We start from the raw sequence: 21,571 nt of genomic DNA on the forward strand, positions 1-21,571 counted from the left end.
CGGCCTGATGCAGGCGGCCGCCGCCCGGGACGCGGTCTGCGCTTCGGCCGCGTTGGTGCCGGTCGGCAGGGCGCTGCAGGCCAGAATCATCCCCAGGCCGGAGATCATTGCCGCCAGTGAACCGATCCTCCATTGCACGGCCGTCACCACCTCGCTCGCCTCCCGCTCCGCCTGCCCGGGAGTCGCATATCCCGCCGGCCCCGCATAGGCAATTTGGGGCAAAGCGGGGCGGCTTGTAAGCGCCGCGAAGCGGCCGGCCCAAAAGTTACGCTAAAGTTATGCCAATGACGGCCGGCGGGGGGACCGGCGCGGCCCCTCGACACGCTCGGGACAGGCGAATGGTCCCAATGTTCGCACTGGCCATGGGGACCGGGCGCTCCCGGAAGTTTGCAAAGCTTCCACCCCAGGAGGGGAGCGACGCGCCCACAGCGCGCGGCACGGCGGCGAAGCGGCGAGAGCGGCGGGCATGGGCGTCCTCCCTCATCCGGGCGAAGGGGACGAATCAGATATGGCAAAGGGGGGCGTGTAGGAAAGCGAAAATCGCGGGCGCTGCCGCTTCGCGCCAACGGACGGCGCGCGATCCGCCGAAATGGAGATATTCCGGACTCATCTCCTAAGCGGCTCTCCGCGGCCCGCGTGTAGAACAGCGCTGCGCTCGGGAGCGATAAGGGGAAGTCGCATGACTGATGGGGCCACGGTCTATCGTCAACTCGGGGACCTTCGCGACGAGGTGAGGTTCGCAACCCCGATTCCTCCCGCAGTCATATCGGCAATAAGGGCAGCGCCGAACCGAGCCATCTTCAACGTTTCCAGCAATGAGATTTACACCGGTCAGGTGCTCAAGTGCGACGAGCTCGTGCTGTCCCAGGACGCGATCCTCACGATGACCAGCCTCACCGACCAGGCGCTCCCATGGGCGGCCATTGTTGCGCGGCGATGGAAGTTCCTGGCGCCCCAACGGCGTGCCATCATCAGGCGCGATCTTACAGAAGCCGCTCCGCAGGGCGGAGCTGGCGGCCCGGGAAATGGCGGTCCTCCCGGTCCCGAGGACAATGCCGGCGGGGGCGCCGGCGGGCAAGGCGGGCAAGGTCAGACGGGCGGGAGCATGAAGATCCCCCTCCTCTATCTGTTCGGTGAGCGAATGATCGATCAGCCCGGCAACCCGATCCCCTGGATGAACCTTCTTGTCCTCCTCCCCGGCATCATGGGCGGAACGGGAGGTGTAGGTGGCATTGGGGGCAATGGCGGCGACGGCGCGCAGGGCAATCCCGGCAGCGACGGCCCCTTGTGGTGTAATCGCGGCCCCGGCGATGGCGGTCCAGGCGGGGATGGCGGTCGCGGAGGAACAGGCGGCCAGGGAGGGCAAGGCGGCGATGGGGGCCGTGTCGTCTATGCCGGCCCCCGTGCCTTTCTCGACATCATCACGTTCGCCAACCTGATCAACGTGCCTGGCGACGGCGGGCTCGGCGGGCAGGGCGGGCGCGGCGGTCAGGGAGGTTCCGGCGGCCCCCGCGGCGCGAACACCACTTATTGTCATGGCGGGAGCCGGGGACGGGACGGTTCCAATGGTCGTTTCGGCAATGTCGGCCCGGATGGTCCCTCAGGCCAGAAAGGCTCGGCCGACGTGTCGCCGCGCAACAATTTAGGTGACGTCTATCGGGCCGCTGCATCGCGCTGATTCTTGTAGCCCGAGGGATGGCGGACCGATCCGGGGAGGTGCGTGAAACATCACCGTCTCGGAGCGCTGCCGCGCCGAAAAGGCGGCAATGTGTCGCCGCCTACACCGCGCCGAGGGCGCGGGCGAAGCCGAGCGTGTCGTAGACCTCAGGAGCGATTGCGAGCCGGGAGCGGAGCCCCCGGCGACTCGGAAATCGCGGCGACAAAGACTCTAGCGGATCACCTTACCGGCCGGTCAGGCCGGCACTGCGCCCAAGGCCCGAGCGAAACCCAGCGTGTCATACACCTCCTGAAAACGCACGACCTTGCCGGCGGCGTTGAAGGTGTGGACGTCGACCTTGGGCGTGTCGATGACGTTGCCGTTCGCCTTGTTGCGCCAGGCGCAGCGACCGATCATCACGATCGTGTCGCCTGAGGGTCCGTCCCCGGTCCCCGCAACGGCCGTGACGGAGCGGATTTTGGTTCAGGGCAAGGAGCGAGGAGCGGAGCGATGCTGGATTGCATCGTGACCGACGAGCGACGCCGCCATGGGCCAAAAGCCGCCCGCCGCTTCGCGGTCGTCCGGAGAAGGCCGCCGGCTACGTCGATCGGCTTGTCCGGGCCACCAGCCCGGACTGCACCGTCCTCCTTGCCGGCGGCCTTCTCCGGGCGATCTCGGCCATTGCGGGGACCGGGGACGGACCCTGACCGACGAACTTCTCGACATCGTAGGACAGCATCTCCCAGTCCCTGAGCAGCCCGTCGAAATAGGCCTGCGCGCCCGCCCGGTTCATGTGAACGCCGGCGACCGCGTCCGGCACGTCCGGGCTCAGCGCCGAGCGCATCTCGACCGTTTCGTCGAACATGTCGATGATCTCGGCGACATTGCCGCCCTTGGTCGAGGACCAGCCGGCATAAGCGGATTGGAGCGTGGCAAGGTTTGTGGCGGTGGTCATGTTGGGACTCCTGTCCTCCGATGAGCTCAAAGCGCCGTCCTCGGAAGTATCTGCTCTTCAACGCGTTTCGATCCCAACGGGGATATTACGACGGTTCGGGCGGCCTCGTTGTATTCGAGAAGTCGGTTCTTGTGCGCCTTCCGAATAACATCACGTCGATAGACTGAAGCGTTAGAATGTTCGAGATCGGCAACGAGGCTTGCTTCAGATACCGGATCCACCGCTGAATATAGGAGAACTAGCGTTTTTTCGAGCATCAATAGGTTGGTCGCCAAAACCCTTCGGCGCGTGCCCGTTTCCCATACGAGCGGAACCTCCCGTTCTGAGATCGCTTCAACGAGATTCTGAGCCTCGGAAGTCGAAACTCCATAGAACAACCTTATCAGCTCGCAGACTATCCACTTCGCCATGTGAAGCACGCACACGGAATCCATGTGATTCGGATTAACGTCGCCGCCTACATGCCCCACGCTCCGGCTATTCCGGACGTCGTAAAGCGCAATCATGACTCGTGGCACTAGCAGTCGTATGGACCGACCGAAGCTTGCCGGAGCCTTTTCCAGATCGAGACAAGCCTGCGCGAACTTGGCCGGCTTAGCCGGTTTACTGGAAAAGCTGCCATCGACATGGCCTCGCAAGATCGAGTACGCCACCTCACACAGCTTCCCCCCGTTTAGCTCTGCTGGTTCCCATCGGCGCTCACGAAAGTTTCGTTCGATCTCGCGATAGTGCTTAAAAAGCTCGTCCTCAAATAGATTGGGAACGCCCGTGAGATAGTAGGTCATCTATGCTTTTGCCGCAGGGAGATCGTGTTCGATGAGATTCTCACCGATCGGAGTGATCTTTATGTCCTCGAAATCAGACGTGTCGAGCCACCCCGCCGTGCCAGCCTGACTCAGCATATTCTTCAGGTCCGCAGGCAGGGGCCATCCCAGGGTTTTGAAGAAGGTGTAGATCGACGATACCGACACCTTATCGTTCTCGACGAACTCACGCAAATAGTAGGCCGCCACTACACATTTCTGTCTGGAATTTGAGGGCTTCTTCTCCGTAGCGAACTGGACGGCAGATTTCTTTCCTGACGGCGACAAATTCAAAGTCTTGTCCATTGATATAATTGACTTCGATTTCTTACTTGTCTTTTTAGCGGATGACTTCGTTGGGGGTGCGGCCGTGGCGGGCTTCGACGCTGGAGCTGGCGGACTGGAGCCGATCGCAGGCGCGCCACTTCCATATTTGGCACCGACCCAAGCAAGGACGCGCTGCAGCTCGTCGGCGGATAGCTTATCAAGCTTTTCCGCAATTGTTTTCATCGCATCGAGCTCATTCATGTTCCGTCCCCCGCCAGCCGACCTAGCCCATTACTCGCCGTTCCCCTCTGCGGCGGCAGAGCGGCCGCGGCGACGCCGACCCGATCGCAGTTTCGAAGTCTTCGTCACGTCATCGGAGAACCCCGCCTCGATGGCGCTTTGGCCGGTGCGCGTAACGTAGAACTGGCCCTTTGATTGAGCGTCTTCGGCTATCCAACCGTTGCTAACTGTCCAAGAAAAATCCCTTGGGAAGTTCCCAGGCGGCGATTCACCCGCAGCTCGGAACCGAGCCTTGATATCGTCCTTACTAAAGCCGTGAAGCCCTTCGACCCGTTCGAGATAATCCGCAATCGCCAAGATCTTATCGGGATTTCGCTTTGCCGCGGTAGCAGTGAGATGTTCCCGCAGCGACAGCCGATTCTTTGATCCAAGCTGTGCTGCCGAAGCGGTAGATTCGGGACCAATAAGTTTGGTCGTATCTGGGGCTCCTTGCAGTGGGCCGCCGCCGAGAATGACATGAAGAATGCCCCGAAGCGCACTTTCGTCGATGGTCCGCGACAGGGAAAGGCCTGAGCCGTCGATCTTTAGCTCATACGTGGCGGAATCTTCGGTCATTCACCCACTCCCGAACCCAAATTTGCTTCTGTATCAGCAGCCAATGCTTATTTGTCAAGCGATAAGACACGCTCGTATAATTGTATCCCTTCATTCACCCCCGCAGGACGCGGTATTCACCTCTCGTTTGCGCTATGATGTATGGACCGGCGAAATCTGTGGAGTGCCTAATGTAGTCCAGTATGCGCCGGGATACAAATGTGGAGCGCGGCATTGGAGGACGCAACAGGCGGCTGAAGAGGAATTGTGTAGCGAGTTTGGTCTGTGTGTATCCCGGCGAGGACTGGACGCCGTCAGGCGATACGCAGATCGAGGTAGTCAGTACGCATTTGGTGTCGGCGGGCCCGTAGGTGCGGTTTTCCTGCTACTCTGCCGCCTCCCGCTCCCGCTTCGACACTCGCGCCCGCCCCTTCGCCAGCTTGATCGCCGGCCCGCTCTCCACCCGCTCCGACCGCGCCAGAATCTCCGCCAGATACTGCCCGGTATAGCTCCGCTTCTCCCCCGCCACGTCCTCCGGCGTCCCTTCGGCGACGATCTCGCCTCCCTTGTCGCCGCCTTCGGGACCCAGGTCCAGAATCCAGTCGGCCGTCTTGATGACCTCGAGGTTATGCTCGATCACCACCACCGAATTGCCCTGCTCCACCAACGCATGGAGCACCTCCAGCAATTTCCGCACATCCTCGAAGTGAAGCCCGGTGGTGGGCTCGTCGAGGATGTAGAGGGTCTGGCCGGTGGCCCGCCGCGACAGCTCCTTGGCGAGCTTCACGCGCTGGGCCTCGCCGCCGCTGAGCGTCGTCGCCTGCTGGCCGACCTTGATATAGCCCAGGCCCACCTCGGCCAGCATCGCCATCTTGTCGCGGATCGGCGGGACGGCCTTGAAGAACTCGGCCGCGTCCTCGACCGTCATGTCGAGCACATCGGCGATGCTGCGGCCCTTGAACCTGACCTCCAGCGTCTCGCGATTGTAGCGGCGGCCGTGGCATTCCTCGCACGTCACATAGACGTCCGGGAGGAAGTGCATCTCGATCTTGATCAGGCCGTCGCCGGCGCAGGCCTCGCAGCGGCCGCCCTTGACGTTGAAGCTGAACCGGCCGGGCTTGTAGCCGCGCGCCTGCGATTCAGGGAGCCCGGCGAACCAGTCGCGGATCTGGGTGAAGGCGCCGGTATAGGTGGCCGGATTGGAGCGCGGCGTGCGGCCGATCGGCGACTGATCGATGTCGATCACCTTGTCGAGATATTCGAGGCCGGTGAGCTTCCCGTGCCGGCCGGCGGTGAGGCGGGCGCCGTTCAGGTGGCGGGCGGCGGCGGCGTAGAGCGTGTCGATGGTGAAGCTCGACTTGCCGGAGCCCGAGACGCCGGTGACGCAGACGAAGGCGCCGAGCGGGATCGCGGCGGTGACGCCCTTGAGGTTGTTGGCGGTGGCGCCGGAGAGGGTGAGCTTCCGGCCGGTGCCCTTGCGGCGCTGCGCCGGGATCGGGACGGAGCGGCGGCCGGTGAGGTAATCGGCGGTCAGCGACGCCTCGCAGGAGAGCACGTCGTCGAGCTTGCCGTGCGCGACGATTTCGCCGCCATGGACGCCGGCGCCCGGCCCCATGTCGATGACATAATCCGCCTGGCGGATGCTGTCCTCGTCATGCTCGACGACGATGACGGTGTTGCCGAGATCGCGGAGGCGCCGGAGGGTGACGAGGAGGCGATCATTGTCGCGCTGGTGGAGGCCGATCGAGGGCTCGTCGAGCACGTAGAGGACGCCGGAGAGGCCGGAGCCGATCTGGCTGGCCAGGCGGATGCGCTGCGATTCGCCGCCGGAGAGCGTGCCCGAGGTGCGGTTCAGGTCGAGATAGTCGAGGCCGACATTGTTGAGGAAGCCGAGCCGCTCGTTGATCTCCTTCAGGATCGCGCGGGCGATCTCGTTCTGGGTCGGGGTGAGCTTCTCGTGCAGAAACTCGAACCAGGCCAAAGCATGGCGGACCGAGCGGGCGGTCGCCTGGCTGATATGCTCGCCAGCGATCTTCACCGCCAGCGGCTCGGGGCGGAGGCGGGCGCCGTGGCAGATTTCGCAGGGCTGCGGCGCCTGGTAGCGGGCCAGCTCCTCGCGCATCCATGCCGATTCGGTCTGAGCCAGGCGGCGGTTGAGGTTGCCGATGACGCCGTCGAACGGCTTGGTGACCTCGTAGGACTTGCGGCCGTCGATGAAGCGGAGCGTGACCGGGCGGCCCCTGGAGCCGTTGAGGATGACGTCCTGGGCCGCCTCCGGCAGCTCGCGCCACGGCGTCTCCAGGCTGAAATCATATTCGCGGGCGAGGGAGCCCAGCACCTGCATGTAATAAGGGCTGGGCGGGTTGGAGCGCGCCCAGGGCACGACCGCGCCTTTCTTGATGCTGAGCGCCTCGTTGGGGACGATCAGGTCCGGATCGAACAATTGCTTCTCGCCCAGCCCGTCGCAGCCCGGGCACGCCCCCTGCGGCGCGTTGAAGCTGAACAAACGCGGCTCGATCTCGGGGATGGTGAAGCCGCTGACCGGACAGGCGAATTTTTCCGAGAAGACGATGCGGCCCTCGGGCGCGTTGGTGGCGAGGACGGCCCGCTCATGGGCCTCCTCCAGCGCCTTCGCCACACCGACATTCTTGCCCCCCTCCCTGGAAGGGAGGGGCCGGGGGTGGGTAGGCTCGCCCAGCGAGCCTCCCGCCTCGGCGTCCGGGCCGCCTTCGGCGGCACCCACCCCTAGCCCCTCCCTTGGCAGGGAGGGGGACTGGTCCGCCGGGTCGAGATAGACCGTCCCGTCGGCGAGCTTCAGCGCCTGCTCCAGCGAATCCGCCAGCCGCGTCTCGATCCCCTCGCGCACGACCAGCCGGTCGACCACCACCTCGATGTCGTGCTTGTATTTCTTGTCGAGGGCCGGAGCCTCCTCGATCTCGTAAAACCGGCCGTCGATGCGGACGCGGGTAAAGCCGGCCTTCTGCCACTCGGCCAGTTCCCTGCGATATTCGCCCTTGCGCCCGCGCACGACCGGGGCGAGCAGATAGAGCCGCGTGCCTTCGGGCAGGGCCATCGTCCGGTCGACCATCTGGCTGACCGTCTGGGCGCTGATCGGCAGGCCGGTGGCGGGGCTGTAGGGCACGCCGACCCGCGCCCAGAGCAGGCGCATATAATCGTAGATTTCGGTGACCGTCGCGACCGTCGAGCGCGGGTTGCGGCTGGTCGTCTTCTGCTCGATCGAGATCGCCGGCGAGAGCCCGTCGATATGATCGACGTCGGGCTTCTGCATCATCTCGAGGAACTGGCGCGCATAGGCGCTCAGCGACTCGACATAGCGCCGCTGGCCCTCGGCATAGATGGTGTCGAAGGCGAGCGAAGATTTGCCCGAGCCGCTGAGCCCGGTGATCACGGTCAGCGTCTCGCGCGGGATATCGACGTCGATATCCTTGAGATTGTGCTCCCGCGCACCGCGGACGCTTAGATGGGTCAACATACGAAACATCTAAATTGACAGAGATGGGTCAGCATCGGCCGTTCGTTCCAGCTATGTTCTATTGTTAGAAGGGGTCACAACGTCCGTCAACGCGGCACGCGCGAGATGGGGCGCAGGCCGGCGGAAGGCAAGGCGACGCGGCGCGGTTCATCGCCGGTCAACCCGCTCTGGGGGACAGCGGCTCGACATTCGGACGCCGCTTCCCCAGAAGGCCGCATGACTTTCCTCCGCGCGCTGCTGCTCGCTGTTTCGCTGCTCGTCGCGCCGCCGCTGCTCGCCCAGACGGGCGACGCGGACTGGCTCTATCGCGGCTCCGACATCGCCCGCGATCCCGGCTGGCGGTTCGGGACGTTGCCCAATGGCCTCCGCTACGCGGTGCGGCGCAACGCGCTGCCCGCCGGCCAGGTCTCGATCCGCGTCCGGATCGACGCCGGCTCGCTGCACGAGGCCGATAACGAGCGCGGCTGGGCGCATTATGTGGAGCATATGCTGTTTCGGGGCACGGAGAATTTCCCCGACCGCAGGGCGCGCGAAATCTGGGCCGAGCTGGGCGCAAGCTTCGGCAGCGACACCAATGCGACGACGGATTCGACCGAGACCGTCTACCAGCTCGATCTGCCCCATGCCGACCGGGCCAATCTCGACCGCAGCCTGGAGGTGCTCGCCGAGATGATGACCCGGGCGCGGTTCGAGGCCGCCGCGGTGGCCGCCGAGCGTCCGGTCATTCTGTCCGAGAAGAACCGGCGACCCGAGCTCACGCAGCGCTTTTTCGAGACGAGCTGGCCGCTCGTCTATGCCGGGCTGCGCTATGCCGAGCGCGATCCGATCGGCACCGAGGCGACGCTGAACGGCGCCACCGCCGAGGGCCTGCGCGGCTTCTATCGGCGCTGGTACCGGCCGGAGCGGGCGACCGTGATCCTGGTCGGCGACGCCGATCCGGCGATGCTGGAGGAGCTGGTCCGGTCCCGCTTCGGCGGCTGGCAAGGCGAGGGTTCCAATCCGGCCGACCCCGATCCCGGCCGGCCGACCGAGCCTGCCTCGCCGGTCGCTGCGCTCGCTTATCCCGGCGTGCCGGTGACCGCGACCGCGACCTGGGTGCGGCCCTACGAAGCCGCGCCGCACACGATCGCGCGCGAGCGGCAGTTCCTGGAAGAGATGCTGGCGGCGCGGATCGTCAACCGCCGGCTGGAGGCGCATGCGCGCGGCGAATCGGCGTTCATCGCCGCCTCGATCGCGCCGACCCGCCAGCGCGCCGCCGCGAACATGACCTCGCTCTCGGTGACGGCGCGCGACGGGCGCTGGCGCGAGGGGCTGACCGAAGCGTTCGCGATCATCGGCGATGCGCTCCGCGCGCCGCCCAGCACCGCCGAGATCGACCGCGAGCTCAGGAACATCCGAACCTCCGCCGCCGCCGCCGTGCAGGGGGAGGCGACGGCTTTGTCCCAGCTCCACGCCGAGCGGCTCGCCTCGGCGATCGACAATAATGCCGTCGTCGCCACCGCCCAGACGACGCTGGACAATTTCGAGCGCATTGCGCCGGAAATGACTCCGGAGCGGATCGCGGCCGCATTGCAGAGCCTGTTCACCGGCTCCGGCCCCCGCCTGCTGGTGACGGCGCCCGAGGCGATTGCGGGTGGCGCGACGGCGCTCGCCGAGGGACTGGCCACTGCCCGCGCCGCCGCGCCCGCGACCCGCGCCGCCGAGCGGCGGGTGAGCTTCGACGATCTGCCGGCGCTCGGCCGGCCGGGACGGGAGGTGTCGCGGCGGACGATCGCCGACATGGGCGTCACTATCGTCCGCTTCGCCAACGGCGCGACGCTGACCCACAAGAGAACCGAGTTCGACCGCAGTGCGGTCGCCGTGCAGCTGCGTTTCGGCCGCGGCATCGCCGGGATCTCGCCGAATGGAGCCAACTATGGCTGGATGAGCCCGCTGGTCGCGCCCTCCGGCCTCGCCGGGCTCGATCTGGACGGGATGGAGCGGCTGCTGACCGGGCGGCGGATCGGCATGTCGTTCAGCATCGACGAGGACGCCTTCGTCCTCGGTGGCCAGACCAGCGTCGCCGACCTGCCCGATCAGCTCAGGCTGCTCGCCACCAAGCTGGTTCATCCGCGCTGGGATCCGGCCCTGCTCGCCCGCTTCCGGTCGAGCGCGCTGGACGGCTACGACCTGCAATTCGCCTCCGCCTCCGCCCGCGCCGGCCGCGAGCTGGGTTCCGTGATCCGGCCCGGCGACGCGCGCTGGCGGCCGGTCGAGCGGACCGACATCGAGGCGGCGACGGCGGAGACATTCCAGCGCGCTTATGCGCCATTGCTGGCGCAAGGGCCGGTCCATGCGATCATCGTCGGCGACGTCGACCTTGAGACGGCGGTGGCGGCGATGAGGCAGACCGTCGCCGCCTTGCCGCGCCGACCCGAGCGCGACCGGGCGATCTACCCGCCGCGGCCGCCCGCCCCTAATCCGGAGCCGGTCCGCTTCACCCATCGGGGCGACCCGAACCAGGCCTATGCATTGATCGGCTGGACGACGCTCGGCGGCCGCGACCGCACGCGGGAGCGGAGGGCGCTCAGCCTGGCCGGCAATATCCTCCAGGCGCGGCTGTTCGACCGGCTGCGCGAGGAGGAGGGGGCCACCTACGCGCCGAGCGCCGCCTATCTCGGCGCCGAGAGCTTCCCCGACTGGGGCATCGTCTTCGTCACCGCCGAGATCCGGCCCGAGCGGGCCGAGACCTTCTTCCGCGTCGCGCGCGAGATCGTCGCCGATCTCGCCGCCCGCCCCGCCTCGGCCGAGGAGTTCGCCCGGGCGCAGAATCCGGTGATCAGCGGCATCGAGCGGCGGCTGGCGACCAACGGATACTGGCTGCAGGCGCTGGAGAATTGGGAGCGCGACGAGCGCGACATCGCGAACGTCCGCTCCTACCTCGCCGACTATCGCGCGCTGACGCCCGAGGACGTGCGCCGCGCGGTCGCGACCTGGGTGACCGACCAAGGCGACTGGTCGATGCTCGTCCTTCCCGCTAGGGAGCAGGCCGCGACACGCGAATAATGGCCGACGGCATCGCCTCGATCGCCGCGCCCGAAGCGCGGCCCGCGCCAACTCCGGCGCCCGCCCCGACCGGCTGGAATCCGTTCCGGCTGCACGGCCGGCCCTTCTTCGAGGACAAGAACCGCGCCTTCTGGACGCTCCAGACCCTGGGCTGGGGCGGCTATTTCGTGCTCGGCACGTTGTCCGGCTTCGCCAACGATTTCGGCTGGTCCTACGTCATCCACACCTCGCTGCTGACCGCGACCGGCTATTCGATCACCCTTCTGATGGCCGCAGCCTATCGCCGCCTCATCCAGATGCGGGAGATTTTCACCTGGGTCGGCTCGATCCTGATCGTGATCGGCGCCGCCGCGATCTTCTCGGCGATCGAGACGTGGAGCGTCGCGACCTTCATCCAACCCGGCATGCGCCCCGAAGGCGTCCGCTTCCTCGGCGCGATCCTGCTCACCGTCTCGCTGCTGCTCGCCTGGTCGGCGCTCTATTACAGCATCAATTTCTACATCCTGCTGGAGGAGCAGTCGGACCGGCTGCTGCGGCTCGAGGCGCAGGCCTCGAATGCGCAGCTCGCCATGTTGCGCTACCAGCTCAACCCGCATTTCCTGTTCAACACGCTCAATTCGATATCGACCCTGGTGCTGCTGAAGAAAACCGAGCGGGCGAACGCGATGCTGTCCCGCCTCTCTTCCTTCCTGCGCTACACCCTGGTCAACGAGCCGACCGCGATGGTGACGATCGCCCAGGAGGTGGAGACGCTGAAGCTCTATCTCGAAATCGAGAAGATGCGCTTCGAGGACCGCCTGAGGGCCCATTTCAGCGTCGATCCGAGCTGCTCTCGGGCCCTGCTCCCCTCGCTCCTGCTCCAGCCCTTGATCGAGAATGCGATCAAATATGCGGTGACGCCGCAGGAGGAGGGCGCCGACATCACGATCGAGATCCGCCGCCAGACCGACCGGGTGATCGTCAACGTCGTCGACACCGGGCCGGGAGCGGACGCGCAATATACGGTGCGCGCCGAGCAATCGACCGGCGTCGGTCTGGCGAACATTCGCGACCGTCTGGCGCAGGCCTATGGCGACAACCAGCGGTTCGAGACACAGTCTGACGCGACAGGGGGCTTTCGCGTGTTCATCGAAATCCCATATCAAATTGAAATCGAGGAGCGTTGAATGCCCATCCGCACCATCCTGGTGGACGACGAGCCCCTGGCGATCGAGGGCCTCAAGCTGCGCCTGGAGCCATTCGACGACATCGAGGTCGTCGACACCTGTTCGAACGGCCGGGAGGCGATCCGGTCGATCAAGACCCACAAGCCCGATCTCGTCTTCCTCGACATCCAGATGCCGGGCTTCGACGGCTTTTCGGTCATCCAGGGCCTGATGGAGGTGGAACCGCCTTTGGTCGTCTTCGTCACCGCCTATCAGGACCACGCGCTGCGCGCCTTCGAGGCCGACGCGGTCGACTATCTGATGAAGCCGGTCGAGGAAGCGCGGCTCGCCGACACGCTCGAACGAGTCCGTCAGCGGCTGGCCGAGAAGCGCGGCGCCGAAGAGGCCAGCCAGCTCAAGGAAGTGTTGGCCGAGGTCGCGCCCGAGGCGATGGAGGAGCATGAGGCCTCCGCGGAGGGAGGCGACCATGCCGCCAGCCGCTACGAGAAGATGATCAACATCAAGGACCGCGGCCAGATTTTCCGGGTCGACGTCGACACGATCGAGCAGGTCGAGGCGGCGGGCGACTATATGTGCATCAAGACCGCCGACAACACGCTCATCCTGCGCGAGACGATGAAGGACCTGGAGAAGCGCCTCGACCCGCGCCGCTTCCAGCGCGTCCACCGCTCGACGATCGTCAATCTCGACCAGGTGAGGCAGGTGAAGCCGCACACCAATGGCGAATGCTTCCTGGTGCTGGGCTCGGGCCAGCAGGTGAAGGTGTCACGCTCCTACCGCGACGTGGTCGCGCGGTTTGTGCACTAGATGCTCTGATCCCGTGCGGGCGAGATGAAGCGGCTCGTTGCTGCAGCATTGGCTTTGCTCGCTGGATGTTCGCCGGTCAGACACTCATTTTTTGTGGACGCCGGGAATGCGGCTAGCCCGGTGTTATCGGCGGCAGTGTCGATCTGCGAGAGGCCTGAAGTGGCCCTGGAGCGATCGGGCACACGCTTCGGCGGGGTCGTAGCTGATCGTTGCGGCGAAGGCTCGGGCCAGATTCGCCTTGTTCATGCCGATGGGATGAGGACCATCTGCCCGATCGGCTACGTCACCACGATCGAAGACACGTGGTCGTTCGAGGTGCAAGGTCGATCGTGCAGGCTGGTTCGGCCGGCCACAACCTGACATCGCGATTCTTTGAAACCTCTGGCCGAAGCGAGCGAGGGTTGACCGCAAGAAACGGAGCGGCAAGCGTCGCGCGCCGCGCCAGGGAGGCCGTCATGACCCAGACCGAGAAACACGCCGCCTTCGCCGCGCTTCATGTGCCCGGCGACCCCTTGATCCTGTACAACATCTGGGACGCCGGCAGCGCCAAAGCCGTGGCCGAAGCGGGCGCGAAGGCGATCGCGACGGGGAGCGCCTCGGTCGCCGCCGCGAACGGCTTCGCCGACGCGGAGGGGCTGCCGATCGGGCTCGCGCTCGCCAATGCGGCGCTGATCGTCGAGGCGGTCGACCTGCCGGTGACGATCGATTTCGAGGGCGGCTATGCGATCGAGCCCGACGGCGTCGCTGCGAATATGAAGCGGCTCGCCGCGACAGGCGCGATCGGCTGCAATTTCGAAGACCAGGTCGTTGGCGGCGAGGGGTTGCACGCGACCGAGGCGCAGGCGGCGCGCATCCGCGCGGCGCGCGCGGCGGTGGGCGCGGATTTCTTCATCAACGCGCGCACCGACATCTTCCTGAAAGCGAAGGCCGAAACGCACGACGCGGTGAAGGTCGAGGCGGCGATCGAGCGGGCGCGGGCCTATGCCGAGGCTGGCGCGAGCGGCTTCTTCGCGCCGGACCTTGCCGATCTCGCCTTGCTGGAGCGGCTGTGCGGAGCCTCGCCGCTGCCGGTCAATTTCATGGCCTGGCCGGGATCGCCGACGGCGGCGGACGTCGCCGCAGCGGGCGTCGCGCGGGTGAGCCACGGCCCCTTCCCGCACAAGCTGGCGATGAAGGCGCTGAAGGACGCGGCCGCGGCCGAGTTCGCCGGCACATAGACTTGGGCCGGACGCCGCCCTAGCCTCGCGGCATGGCCGCCTTCGCGCCCCGGTTCGCCGATCCCGAGACGGAACGCGCCTTTCTGAGCGAGGAACGTGCGCAACGCGGACGTGCGATCCGCGCCCTGATCGTCATCGCGGTCGCGACCCTGGGCTCCTACATCCTGATCAACCCGATGCATTTCCCGCGCGCCGGCGTCACCGCTTATGCCGCCGCGGCTGCGGTGCTCGGCGCGATGATGATCGGCTTCTTCCTGCTGACCCAGACGCGGCTCTACCAGGAGAGGCCGGCGATCGACCTGCCGGTCTTCGTCCTGCTCGCCCTGGGCATGGGCTGGCTGAGCCAGGTGCTGGCCGATCTCGCCCCCTTCACCGGCTTCCCGCCGCACGTCATGGTGATGGTCCAGCTCGGCATCCTGGTCGTGTTCGCGAGCGTCGGCTTCGCCGGCACCTTCCGGCTGTTTCTCGTCTGGGCGACCGTCCTGCTCGGCCTCGCCATCATCTGGATGATGACCCGGCCCGGCGTACCCGACATCAGCCGAGTCTATACGCTCACCAATTTCAGCACCTTCTGGATCTTCGCCCTCTACTTCAACTGGGACGTCGAGCGGCGCGCCCGCGAAGTGTTCACCGCCAACCTCGCGCTGGCGGCCGAAAAGGCGAAGACCGAGGAACTGCTCTACAACGTGCTGCCGCAGGAGGTGGCGGCGCGGCTGAAGGCGGGCGACGCGGTGGCCGACGCGTTCACCGACGTGGCGGTCGTGTTCGTCGATCTGGTCGGCTTCTCGCGGCTCGCCAAGCGGCTGTCGCCCGGTCATCTCGTGCAGCTGCTCAACGCCTATTTCTCGGCCGGCGACCGCTGCTGCGACCGGCACGGGCTGGAGAAAGTGAAGACGATCGGCGACGCCTATCTTGCCGTGGCGGGAGGGATGGCGTCGCGCGATGCGGATGCCCGCGCCGCGGTCGGCTTCGCCCGCGACCTGATCGGCGAGCTCAAGGCGCTCAGCGAGGAGCGCGGCATCGCGCTGCAGGCGCGGGTCGGCCTGCATGTCGGGCCGGCGGTGGGCGGGGTGATCGGCACCAACCGGCTGGCCTATGATTATTGGGGCGATACGATGAACATCGCGGCCCGGCTGCAAAGCGTCGCGCCGCCGAACGGGATCGCGGTTTCCGAAGCCGCATGGCTCCAGGTCGGCTCGATGATCGCCTGCGAGCCGCAGATACTCGTGCTCAAGGGCGTCGGCGAAACCGAAGTCTATCTCGCGACACTGGAGAGCAGCGCCTAGCTTGCCGCGCCGCGCCGTCCGAAATTGAAGAAGCTGGTGCTTGAGCCGGACTTCAGCACCGTCCGGCGGAACAGGCGCGACGAAATCCGGATGATGAGCGCGATCCAGAGCGCCTGCCAGAGCAAGGCCACGAGGTGGGGCCAGAGCGTCTCCGACTCGGACGCCATCCCGATCATCGCCATCGGCGAGCTGAACGGGAAGATGTACGCGAACCAGTAGAGAGCGCCCTCGGAGCGGCCGACGACGCTGATGGCGAGGAAGAAGACGCCCGCCTGCAGCATCGTCACCGGCATGGTCAGCGTCTGAATCTCGCGGATGTTGCTCGCCTGGCCGCCGATGCCGAGGAACAAGGCGCCGAGCAGCATATAGTTGGTCCCGTAATAGACCAGCACCAGCAGAACGAGGACAGGCCAGCCGACCGCCGGCCCTGCCGTCGGCAGGGTCACGAAATCCTGGACCGCCTGCAGGAAAAGATAAGCCAGGCCGGCGATCCCACCCCAGAGCGCAAGGCCGACGAAGGAAATGCCGAGCATCGCGATCAGCTTGCCGAGGAACACCGAATCGAGCGGCACCGAGGCGGCAAGGATCTCGATCACCTTGTTCGTCTTCTCCTCCGCGAGGTTCGACAGCAGCAGGGTCGCGAGCAATATGGTGATGAAGAAAATGATCCCCATCACCGAGCGCGCAATGCCGCGGCGAATGGACTGGAGGTTGCCGGCCGCCTGGGCGGTGATCACCCGCTCGACCGGCGCGGCGGCCGGCGTCCGCCCGGCGGCGGCGAGCGCCGCGACGCGCCGTGCATCCTCGACGATCAGGCCGATCCGCTGGGCGAGGCTGTTGTCGACCCGCGCCGGCCCGGTCAGCGTCAGGCGTTCCAGCGTGCCACTCAGCACCGCCGAATAGCTGCCGCTTTCGTCGGCGAGCAGCCGCTCCGCCTGCGGCCCGACATTCTCGGCCGGCTGGACGATTTCGAGGATCGGGTAGCTGCGGCTCTGCCGGCCCTCGCGGCGCTCGCTGACCGGCGTCAGCGCGTCGGCGAGCCTTTGCCGCGCCGCCATCAGCGCCGCCCCGGTGGCGCTGTCGGCGACGACGGCGATGCGCGGCTGCGACGAGCTCGCATCCGCGTCGTCGACCCAGATGCTGACCGCGAGCGACGCGCCGAACAGCAGCAGCGGCACGATCAGGAACAATATGAAGCTGCGCGAATAGACGGTGGCGACGAAATCGCGCCGGGCGATCACCCACGCCGCCTCCCACACGCTCATCATGCCGCTTCTCCGAGTGGCGGCTCTTCTTCGTCGCCCATCGCCTTGGCGACCGCCTCGCCGGCGATGGCGACGAAGGCATCGTGCAGGCCGCGCCGCTCGATCGAAAGCTCCTCGATCCCGGCGCCGCCGTCGAGCAACGCCCGCAGCAGCGGCTCGACGCCGCCCATTGGCAGCTCGAAATCCCAATGGCCGTCGCGCAGCACGGCATCGGCCGGCAGCGCCGCGCGCCACGGCCCCTCCGCGGCGCGGGTCTTCAGCCGCACCTGCGGCCGCAGCCGGTCGCGCGCCTCGGCGACCAGGCCTTCGAAGCGGATCCGGCCGTCGGCGATGATCGCGATCCGCTCGCACAGCCGCTCGGCATGGTGGATGACATGGGTGGAGAAGATGACCGTCGTTCCCGCCGCCGCTTCCTCGCGGATCATATGCTCCAGCCGGCCCTGGTTGATTGCGTCGAGGCCGGAAAAGGGCTCGTCGAGAACGACCAGCTTGGGTTGGTGGACGATCGTGCCGAACAGCTGGATGGTCTGCGCCATGCCCTTGCTGAGGCTTTTGATCGGCTTGTTCACATAGTCGCCGAGGCCATTCTCGGTGAGCAATATCTCCGCCCGCTTGCGGCCGACGTCGAGCGGCAGGCCGCGCAACGCACCCATGAAGGCGATCGCCTCCTTGGTCGTCATCGCCGGATAGAGACCCCGCTCCTCGGGCAAATAGCCGACGATCTTCGCCGCCTCGAGCGGGCGCTCATGGCCGAGCAGGGTACGATGGCCCTCGTCCGGCTCGATGATGCCGAGCAGCATCCGCAAGGTCGTCGTCTTGCCGGCGCCATTGGGGCCGAGGATGCCGTAGATGCTGCCTTCCGGGACCGCGATGTCGATGCCGCGCACGGCTTCCTTGCCGTCGAAGGACTTGCGCAGGCCCTTCGCCTCGATCGCTAAAGCGGACGGCAAGCAGCTGATCCTTCCCCCTGACCCCAGGAAAAGGGTAAAGCGAAGAAGATGTTGGAAGGCAAGACAAAGTGCGCGATGCGCTAGCGGAAAAAGCGTCCGAATTGGGCTTTTGCGCGGTGGGAGTCGCGCGCGCCGACGCCGCGCCGGAGACGGCCGAGCGGCTGCGCCAGTGGCTGGCGGCGGGCGCGCATGGCGACATGATCTGGATGGAGGAGCGGGCCGCGCAGCGCGGGTCGCCGGCCGGGCTGTGGCCGGACGTGAAAAGCGTGATCGCGCTCGGCATGAGTTACGCGCCCGCCGGCGACCCGCTGGCGCTGGCGGACAGCCCGGAGCGCGGCCGGATCTCGGTCTATGCGCAGGGCGCGGACTATCATGACGTGGTCAAGAAGGCGCTTAAGAGCCTGGCGCGGTGGATCGTCGAGCAGAGCGGCGCGGACGTGAAGGTGTTCGTCGACACCGCGCCGGTGATGGAGAAGCCCCTGGCCGAGGCGGCCGGAATCGGCTGGCAAGGCAAGCATACCAATCTGGTCAGCCGCACCGACGGCAGCTGGCTCTTCCTCGGCGCGATCTACACGACGCTGGAAATCGCGCCGGACGCGCCCCACGCGATGCGCTGCGGAAGCTGCTCGGCCTGCATGGCGGCATGCCCCACAGACGCCTTCCCGGCGCCCTTCCAGCTCGATGCGCGGCGCTGCATCTCCTACCTCACGATCGAGCATAAGGGCCCGATTCCGGAGGAGTTCCGCGAGGCGATCGGCAATCGCATCTATGGCTGCGACGATTGCCTCGCGGTCTGCCCCTGGAACCGCTTCGCCGATGCGGCCCGGGCGAATCAGGCGTTCATTCCCCGCGCCGAGCTGGCCGCGCCGGCGCTGGCCGACCTGCTGGCGCTCGACGATGCTGGATTCCGCAGGGTCTTCGCGGGCTCGCCGATCAAGCGGATCGGGCGGAACCGGATGGTCCGCAATGCGGCGATCGCAGCGGGCAATAGCGGTCGGCCCGACCTGATCCCGATGCTGCAGAAACTGACGGGCGACGAGGACGCGGTGGTTTCGGAAGCGGCAAGCTGGGCGCTGGCGCGGCTCAGCGATTCTGTCGTTCCGCCGTAAGCGCGGCGACGCAGGAGGCGCGGTCCATGTCGCGGCCGTCGGGCTGACGGGCATCGACGTGGGTGACAACGGGCTCGCCGCGCCCGCCGCGCGGCGGATAGAGATAGGCGTCGAGCACGCAGGCCGGCGCGAGAAATTGCAGCTTGCGCGCCGGCCCTTCGCGCAGATCGAGATCGGGATTGCCGAACTGGGCGATCAGTCGTTGCGCGGTCGCGCCCATCACCGCTTCCAGCCCTCCGGGTGAAATCGGCGGCGGTGCGGCGATCGATGGCGGCGGCGGCGCGGCCTGCGGCGCGACGCAAGCGGCGAGCGGCAGGGCGGCCAAGGCGCCAAGCAAAAGTCCACGCATCACGCCCTCCCCGTAGCGGCCGGCAGGGAATCACGGAAGGGCGCGAACGGCAAGCCGGCGCGCCGTGCCGCCGCCACGGCCCGCCGCAACATCGCCCTCGCCTTTCGTGGCCGTGCGGCTAGAAGGCGGCGATGACTTCCCGGCCGCCCTTTCATCTCGCCTTCCCGGTCCACGATCTCGCGGCGGCCCGCGCCTTCTACGGCGGACTGCTCGGTTGCCCGGAGGGGCGCCACTCCGAGACCTGGGTCGATTTCGACTTTTTCGGTCACCAGATCGTCGCCCATCTCGACCCCGCCAGGGTCGCAAGCGTCCATACCAGCCCGGTGGACGGCGACCATGTGCCGGTGCCGCACTTCGGCGCGGTGCTGCCGATGGCGGAGTGGGAGAAAATGGCGACCAAACTGACTGACGCCGGCGCCGAGTTCGTGATCGAGCCGAAAGTGCGGTTCAGGGGCGAGGTGGGCGAGCAGGCCACCATGTTTTTCCTCGATCCCAGCGGCAACGCGCTCGAGATCAAGGCGATGGCCGATCCGGCGAAGTTGTTCGCGCCGGACCAGGCGCCCTAGCGACCGGCGCAGCCGCCGAAGCCGCCGTCGAGATAGACGAGCGGGTCGATCTCGTCGCGCATCGCCACCTCCTCGACGACGCCGACGAAGATCGAATGCGTGCCGAAGCGGTGATGATCGATGCGGCGGCAGCGGATCACGGCCTGGGCGCCCCGCAGCTTGGGCGGGGTGACGCAGTCATTGTCCCAGCCGCGGATGAAGCGCTGCGTCTCGAGGCTGCGGTTGGCGAAGATGGTCGCGACCTCGGCCTGGTCGCGGTGCAGGACATTGACGTTGAAATGCTCGACATTCTCGATCGACGGATGAACCGACGCGGTCTGGTTGACGCAGACGAGCAGGCTCGGCGGGTCCATCGAGACGACCGAAACCGCGGTCGCCGTGATCCCCTTGGGCTTGCCGTCGACGCAGATCGAGATGACGTTCACCGTCGCGGCGACGCGCCGCATCGCCTGCTTGAACGCCTCGGCGAGCTGGGGTCCGGTTTCGTTCATCGCGCGCGCGCCTCGTAGCCGGCGAGGATTTCGGCCACCCAGCGCGCCGCGGTGAGCGCGGAAAGATCGGTCGCATCGAGGCTGGGATCGAACTCGGTCAAATCGACGAGCCGCACCCTTTCTTCTGCCGCCAGCAGGCGCGCCGCATCGAAGAACATCTGCACCGGCATCCCGCCCGGCCGAGCGCCCGGCGCGCCGGGAAGCTGGGCGCGGTCGATCACGTCGATATCGAAATCGACCAGGATCGCCTCAGCATGCGCGAGGTCGCCCAGCGCGGCATCAATTATTGCTCCGATCCCACGTTCGCGGCAGTCGGCGATGGTCCAGTAACGCCCGCCAGCCGCTCGCATGTCCGTCGCCATTTTTCTTGTGTTTGCGTAGGGCGCCAAACCGATTTGACGTATGTTGCTGCCGGGTAGCCCATCCTCTAGCAGGTAGCGGATCGGGTTGCCGTTCATTGGCCCCTTATCAGTTGCTCGCATGTCAAAATGGGCGTCTAGCGTAATGACGCCGATTTTATCCAGCGGCAGGCTTAGGCCTCTTGCCAACCCATGGGCAGCAGGGCGGGCGACGGCATTATTGCCGCCCAAAATGACAAGCAGAGATAAGAATTCGGCGAAGTGATCTACTCCGTCTCGAATTTTTTCAAACGCTTCGCTTGGGGAAAGCGTCGCGACGTCCAGGTCGCCAGCATCGCCGAGCCTTGTTCTTATCTCGGTATCGCTCTCGATATCATATGTGCTGACCCGGGCGAGCGTTCGTCTAATCAGCGCGGGGGCGAGATCGCAGCGGCCGGGCGTCACAGAGCCGAGACCCAAGGGAACGCCAAGCAGGCCGATGCCCCAATCCTTGCCCCCGATCAGGTCGGCGATCGATTTCCAGCTCATGGCTTTGCCCTATCGCCCGCGCTCCAAGGGTCCATACCTGATACCGGCAATGGTCGTGATCGCCCGGAGCAGGTCGCCGGATAGGAGGGTGGCGCAGGCCGGGCTGGTGGCCCGGACAAGCCGGCCGACGCAGCCGGCGGCCTGCTCCGGGCGACCCCTTTGGGGCGGGCGGCTTTTGGCCCAGGGCCGCGTCGCTCGTCGGTCACGATGCGATAACATCGCTCCACTCCTCGCTCCTTGCCCTGAACCAAAATCCGCTCCGTCACGGCCGTTGCCGGTATCAGGTATGGACCCTACAGGCGAGGCCATGTGGGACCGCCTGCTGATCGACTGCCATATCGCCACGATGGACCCGGGTGTCGCCGGGCCGTTCGGCGCGATCGAGAATGGCGCGATCGGCATCCAGGACGGGCGGATCGTCCGC

General features: G+C 66.5%; 20 protein-coding genes. 9 read left to right on the top strand and 11 right to left on the bottom strand.

What is annotated here, in order from left to right:
* Window positions 1-208: hypothetical protein (locus tag ACT4N3_RS13950; RefSeq protein WP_444855830.1), on the top strand; the 208-nt coding region annotated here is incomplete at its 5' end.
* A gap of 897 nt (window positions 209-1,105) precedes the next feature.
* A complete protein-coding gene (locus ACT4N3_RS13955) occupies window positions 1,106-1,678 on the top strand; it encodes a hypothetical protein (protein ID WP_444855831.1) in 573 nt (190 codons plus the stop codon).
* A gap of 234 nt (window positions 1,679-1,912) precedes the next feature.
* Here ACT4N3_RS13955 and ACT4N3_RS13960 read toward each other — a convergent pair whose 3' ends face one another.
* The 6 genes from ACT4N3_RS13960 to uvrA form a co-directional block, all read right to left on the bottom strand.
* Window positions 1,913-2,077, bottom strand: coding sequence for a hypothetical protein (locus tag ACT4N3_RS13960; RefSeq protein ID WP_444855832.1), 165 nt, complete (start codon window positions 2,075-2,077; stop codon window positions 1,913-1,915).
* 178 nt (window positions 2,078-2,255) lie between these two features.
* Entirely contained in the window at window positions 2,256-2,612 is a 357-nt protein-coding gene (locus ACT4N3_RS13965) for a hypothetical protein (protein ID WP_444855833.1), read from the bottom strand.
* A 26-nt stretch (window positions 2,613-2,638) separates the two neighbouring features.
* On the bottom strand, window positions 2,639-3,397 hold the full coding sequence (locus ACT4N3_RS13970; RefSeq protein WP_444855834.1) for a hypothetical protein: 759 nt from the start codon (window positions 3,395-3,397) through the stop codon (window positions 2,639-2,641).
* On the bottom strand, window positions 3,398-3,943 hold the full coding sequence (locus ACT4N3_RS13975; RefSeq protein WP_444855835.1) for a hypothetical protein: 546 nt from the start codon (window positions 3,941-3,943) through the stop codon (window positions 3,398-3,400).
* A 30-nt stretch (window positions 3,944-3,973) separates the two neighbouring features.
* Entirely contained in the window at window positions 3,974-4,537 is a 564-nt protein-coding gene (locus ACT4N3_RS13980; protein ID WP_444855836.1) for a hypothetical protein, read from the bottom strand.
* 364 nt (window positions 4,538-4,901) lie between these two features.
* Window positions 4,902-8,009, bottom strand: coding sequence for an excinuclease ABC subunit UvrA (gene uvrA, locus ACT4N3_RS13985; protein WP_444855837.1), 3,108 nt, complete (start codon window positions 8,007-8,009; stop codon window positions 4,902-4,904).
* 216 nt (window positions 8,010-8,225) lie between these two features.
* Here uvrA and ACT4N3_RS13990 point away from each other — a divergent pair, with 216 nt between their 5' ends.
* The 5 genes from ACT4N3_RS13990 to ACT4N3_RS14010 all read left to right on the top strand — a co-directional run bounded on the left by ACT4N3_RS13990 (window position 8,226) and on the right by ACT4N3_RS14010 (window position 15,530).
* The gene (locus ACT4N3_RS13990) at window positions 8,226-11,054 is read left to right on the top strand and encodes a M16 family metallopeptidase (RefSeq protein ID WP_444855838.1); all 2,829 of its coding nucleotides are present in this window, start codon (window positions 8,226-8,228) and stop codon (window positions 11,052-11,054) included.
* Entirely contained in the window at window positions 11,054-12,220 is a 1,167-nt protein-coding gene (locus ACT4N3_RS13995) for a sensor histidine kinase (protein ID WP_444855839.1), read from the top strand. Before ACT4N3_RS13990 ends, ACT4N3_RS13995 begins: the two co-directional genes overlap by 1 nt.
* Window positions 12,221-13,027, top strand: a complete 807-nt coding sequence (locus ACT4N3_RS14000) for a LytR/AlgR family response regulator transcription factor (protein WP_444855840.1) — start codon at window positions 12,221-12,223, stop codon at window positions 13,025-13,027. It abuts the gene before it with no gap.
* Window positions 13,028-13,482: 455 nt separating this feature from the next.
* The gene (locus ACT4N3_RS14005; protein ID WP_444855841.1) at window positions 13,483-14,244 is read left to right on the top strand and encodes an isocitrate lyase/PEP mutase family protein; all 762 of its coding nucleotides are present in this window, start codon (window positions 13,483-13,485) and stop codon (window positions 14,242-14,244) included.
* Between the two features lie 32 nt (window positions 14,245-14,276).
* The gene (locus ACT4N3_RS14010) at window positions 14,277-15,530 is read left to right on the top strand and encodes an adenylate/guanylate cyclase domain-containing protein (RefSeq protein WP_444855842.1); all 1,254 of its coding nucleotides are present in this window, start codon (window positions 14,277-14,279) and stop codon (window positions 15,528-15,530) included.
* On the opposite strand, the gene ACT4N3_RS14015 is transcribed toward ACT4N3_RS14010, so the two are convergent.
* Window positions 15,527-16,795: an ABC transporter permease gene (locus tag ACT4N3_RS14015; RefSeq protein ID WP_444855843.1), complete on the bottom strand. Its 1,269-nt coding sequence runs from the start codon at window positions 16,793-16,795 to the stop codon at window positions 15,527-15,529. The two genes, ACT4N3_RS14010 and ACT4N3_RS14015, sit on opposite strands and share 4 nt — an antisense overlap.
* Window positions 16,795-17,745: an ABC transporter ATP-binding protein gene (locus ACT4N3_RS14020; RefSeq protein ID WP_444855844.1), complete on the bottom strand. Its 951-nt coding sequence runs from the start codon at window positions 17,743-17,745 to the stop codon at window positions 16,795-16,797. The genes ACT4N3_RS14015 and ACT4N3_RS14020 overlap by 1 nt, the downstream gene beginning before the upstream one ends.
* Before the next feature lie 68 nt (window positions 17,746-17,813).
* Here ACT4N3_RS14020 and queG point away from each other — a divergent pair, with 68 nt between their 5' ends.
* Complete coding sequence (queG, locus tag ACT4N3_RS14025; RefSeq protein ID WP_444855845.1) at window positions 17,814-18,854, top strand: tRNA epoxyqueuosine(34) reductase QueG; 1,041 nt, start codon at window positions 17,814-17,816, stop codon at window positions 18,852-18,854.
* Here queG and ACT4N3_RS14030 read toward each other — a convergent pair.
* Complete coding sequence (locus ACT4N3_RS14030; RefSeq protein WP_444855846.1) at window positions 18,829-19,203, bottom strand: hypothetical protein; 375 nt, start codon at window positions 19,201-19,203, stop codon at window positions 18,829-18,831. The genes queG and ACT4N3_RS14030 overlap by 26 nt on opposite strands.
* Before the next feature lie 131 nt (window positions 19,204-19,334).
* On the opposite strand from ACT4N3_RS14030, the gene ACT4N3_RS14035 reads away from it, so the two are divergent.
* Window positions 19,335-19,769 (top strand): VOC family protein, encoded by a 435-nt coding sequence (locus ACT4N3_RS14035; RefSeq protein WP_444855847.1) that lies wholly within the window; start codon window positions 19,335-19,337, stop codon window positions 19,767-19,769.
* Here the strand turns inward: ACT4N3_RS14035 and ACT4N3_RS14040 are convergent.
* Window positions 19,766-20,260, bottom strand: coding sequence for a flavin reductase family protein (locus ACT4N3_RS14040; RefSeq protein ID WP_444855848.1), 495 nt, complete (start codon window positions 20,258-20,260; stop codon window positions 19,766-19,768). The two genes, ACT4N3_RS14035 and ACT4N3_RS14040, sit on opposite strands and share 4 nt — an antisense overlap.
* Window positions 20,257-21,147, bottom strand: coding sequence for an arginase family protein (locus tag ACT4N3_RS14045; RefSeq protein ID WP_444855849.1), 891 nt, complete (start codon window positions 21,145-21,147; stop codon window positions 20,257-20,259). The genes ACT4N3_RS14040 and ACT4N3_RS14045 overlap by 4 nt, the downstream gene beginning before the upstream one ends.
* Between the last annotated feature and the right edge of the window lie 424 nt (window positions 21,148-21,571).

Origin of the sequence: Sphingosinicella sp. (assembly GCF_052388015.1) — a bacterium.
In the GTDB taxonomy this organism is placed as follows: domain Bacteria; phylum Pseudomonadota; class Alphaproteobacteria; order Sphingomonadales; family Sphingomonadaceae; genus Allosphingosinicella.

What these genes read in the sequence shown, in the direction of transcription:
- ACT4N3_RS14030 (WP_444855846.1), bottom strand. Translation starts at nt 19,203, where the DNA reads ATGCGTGGACTTTTGCTTGGCGCCTTGGCCGCCCTGCCGCTCGCCGCT.
- ACT4N3_RS14015 (WP_444855843.1), bottom strand. Translation starts at nt 16,795, where the DNA reads ATGAGCGTGTGGGAGGCGGCGTGGGTGATCGCCCGGCGCGATTTCGTC.
- ACT4N3_RS14005 (WP_444855841.1), top strand. Translation starts at nt 13,483, where the DNA reads ATGACCCAGACCGAGAAACACGCCGCCTTCGCCGCGCTTCATGTGCCC.
- ACT4N3_RS14010 (WP_444855842.1), top strand. Translation starts at nt 14,277, where the DNA reads ATGGCCGCCTTCGCGCCCCGGTTCGCCGATCCCGAGACGGAACGCGCC.
- ACT4N3_RS13965 (WP_444855833.1), bottom strand. Translation starts at nt 2,612, where the DNA reads ATGACCACCGCCACAAACCTTGCCACGCTCCAATCCGCTTATGCCGGC.
- ACT4N3_RS14000 (WP_444855840.1), top strand. Translation starts at nt 12,221, where the DNA reads ATGCCCATCCGCACCATCCTGGTGGACGACGAGCCCCTGGCGATCGAG.
- ACT4N3_RS14045 (WP_444855849.1), bottom strand. Translation starts at nt 21,147, where the DNA reads ATGAGCTGGAAATCGATCGCCGACCTGATCGGGGGCAAGGATTGGGGC.
- ACT4N3_RS13995 (WP_444855839.1), top strand. Translation starts at nt 11,054, where the DNA reads ATGGCCGACGGCATCGCCTCGATCGCCGCGCCCGAAGCGCGGCCCGCG.
- ACT4N3_RS13955 (WP_444855831.1), top strand. Translation starts at nt 1,106, where the DNA reads ATGAAGATCCCCCTCCTCTATCTGTTCGGTGAGCGAATGATCGATCAG.
- ACT4N3_RS13970 (WP_444855834.1), bottom strand. Translation starts at nt 3,397, where the DNA reads ATGACCTACTATCTCACGGGCGTTCCCAATCTATTTGAGGACGAGCTT.
- ACT4N3_RS14035 (WP_444855847.1), top strand. Translation starts at nt 19,335, where the DNA reads ATGACTTCCCGGCCGCCCTTTCATCTCGCCTTCCCGGTCCACGATCTC.
- uvrA (WP_444855837.1), bottom strand. Translation starts at nt 8,009, where the DNA reads ATGTTGACCCATCTAAGCGTCCGCGGTGCGCGGGAGCACAATCTCAAG.
- ACT4N3_RS13990 (WP_444855838.1), top strand. Translation starts at nt 8,226, where the DNA reads ATGACTTTCCTCCGCGCGCTGCTGCTCGCTGTTTCGCTGCTCGTCGCG.
- ACT4N3_RS13980 (WP_444855836.1), bottom strand. Translation starts at nt 4,537, where the DNA reads ATGACCGAAGATTCCGCCACGTATGAGCTAAAGATCGACGGCTCAGGC.
- ACT4N3_RS13975 (WP_444855835.1), bottom strand. Translation starts at nt 3,943, where the DNA reads ATGAATGAGCTCGATGCGATGAAAACAATTGCGGAAAAGCTTGATAAG.
- ACT4N3_RS14040 (WP_444855848.1), bottom strand. Translation starts at nt 20,260, where the DNA reads ATGAACGAAACCGGACCCCAGCTCGCCGAGGCGTTCAAGCAGGCGATG.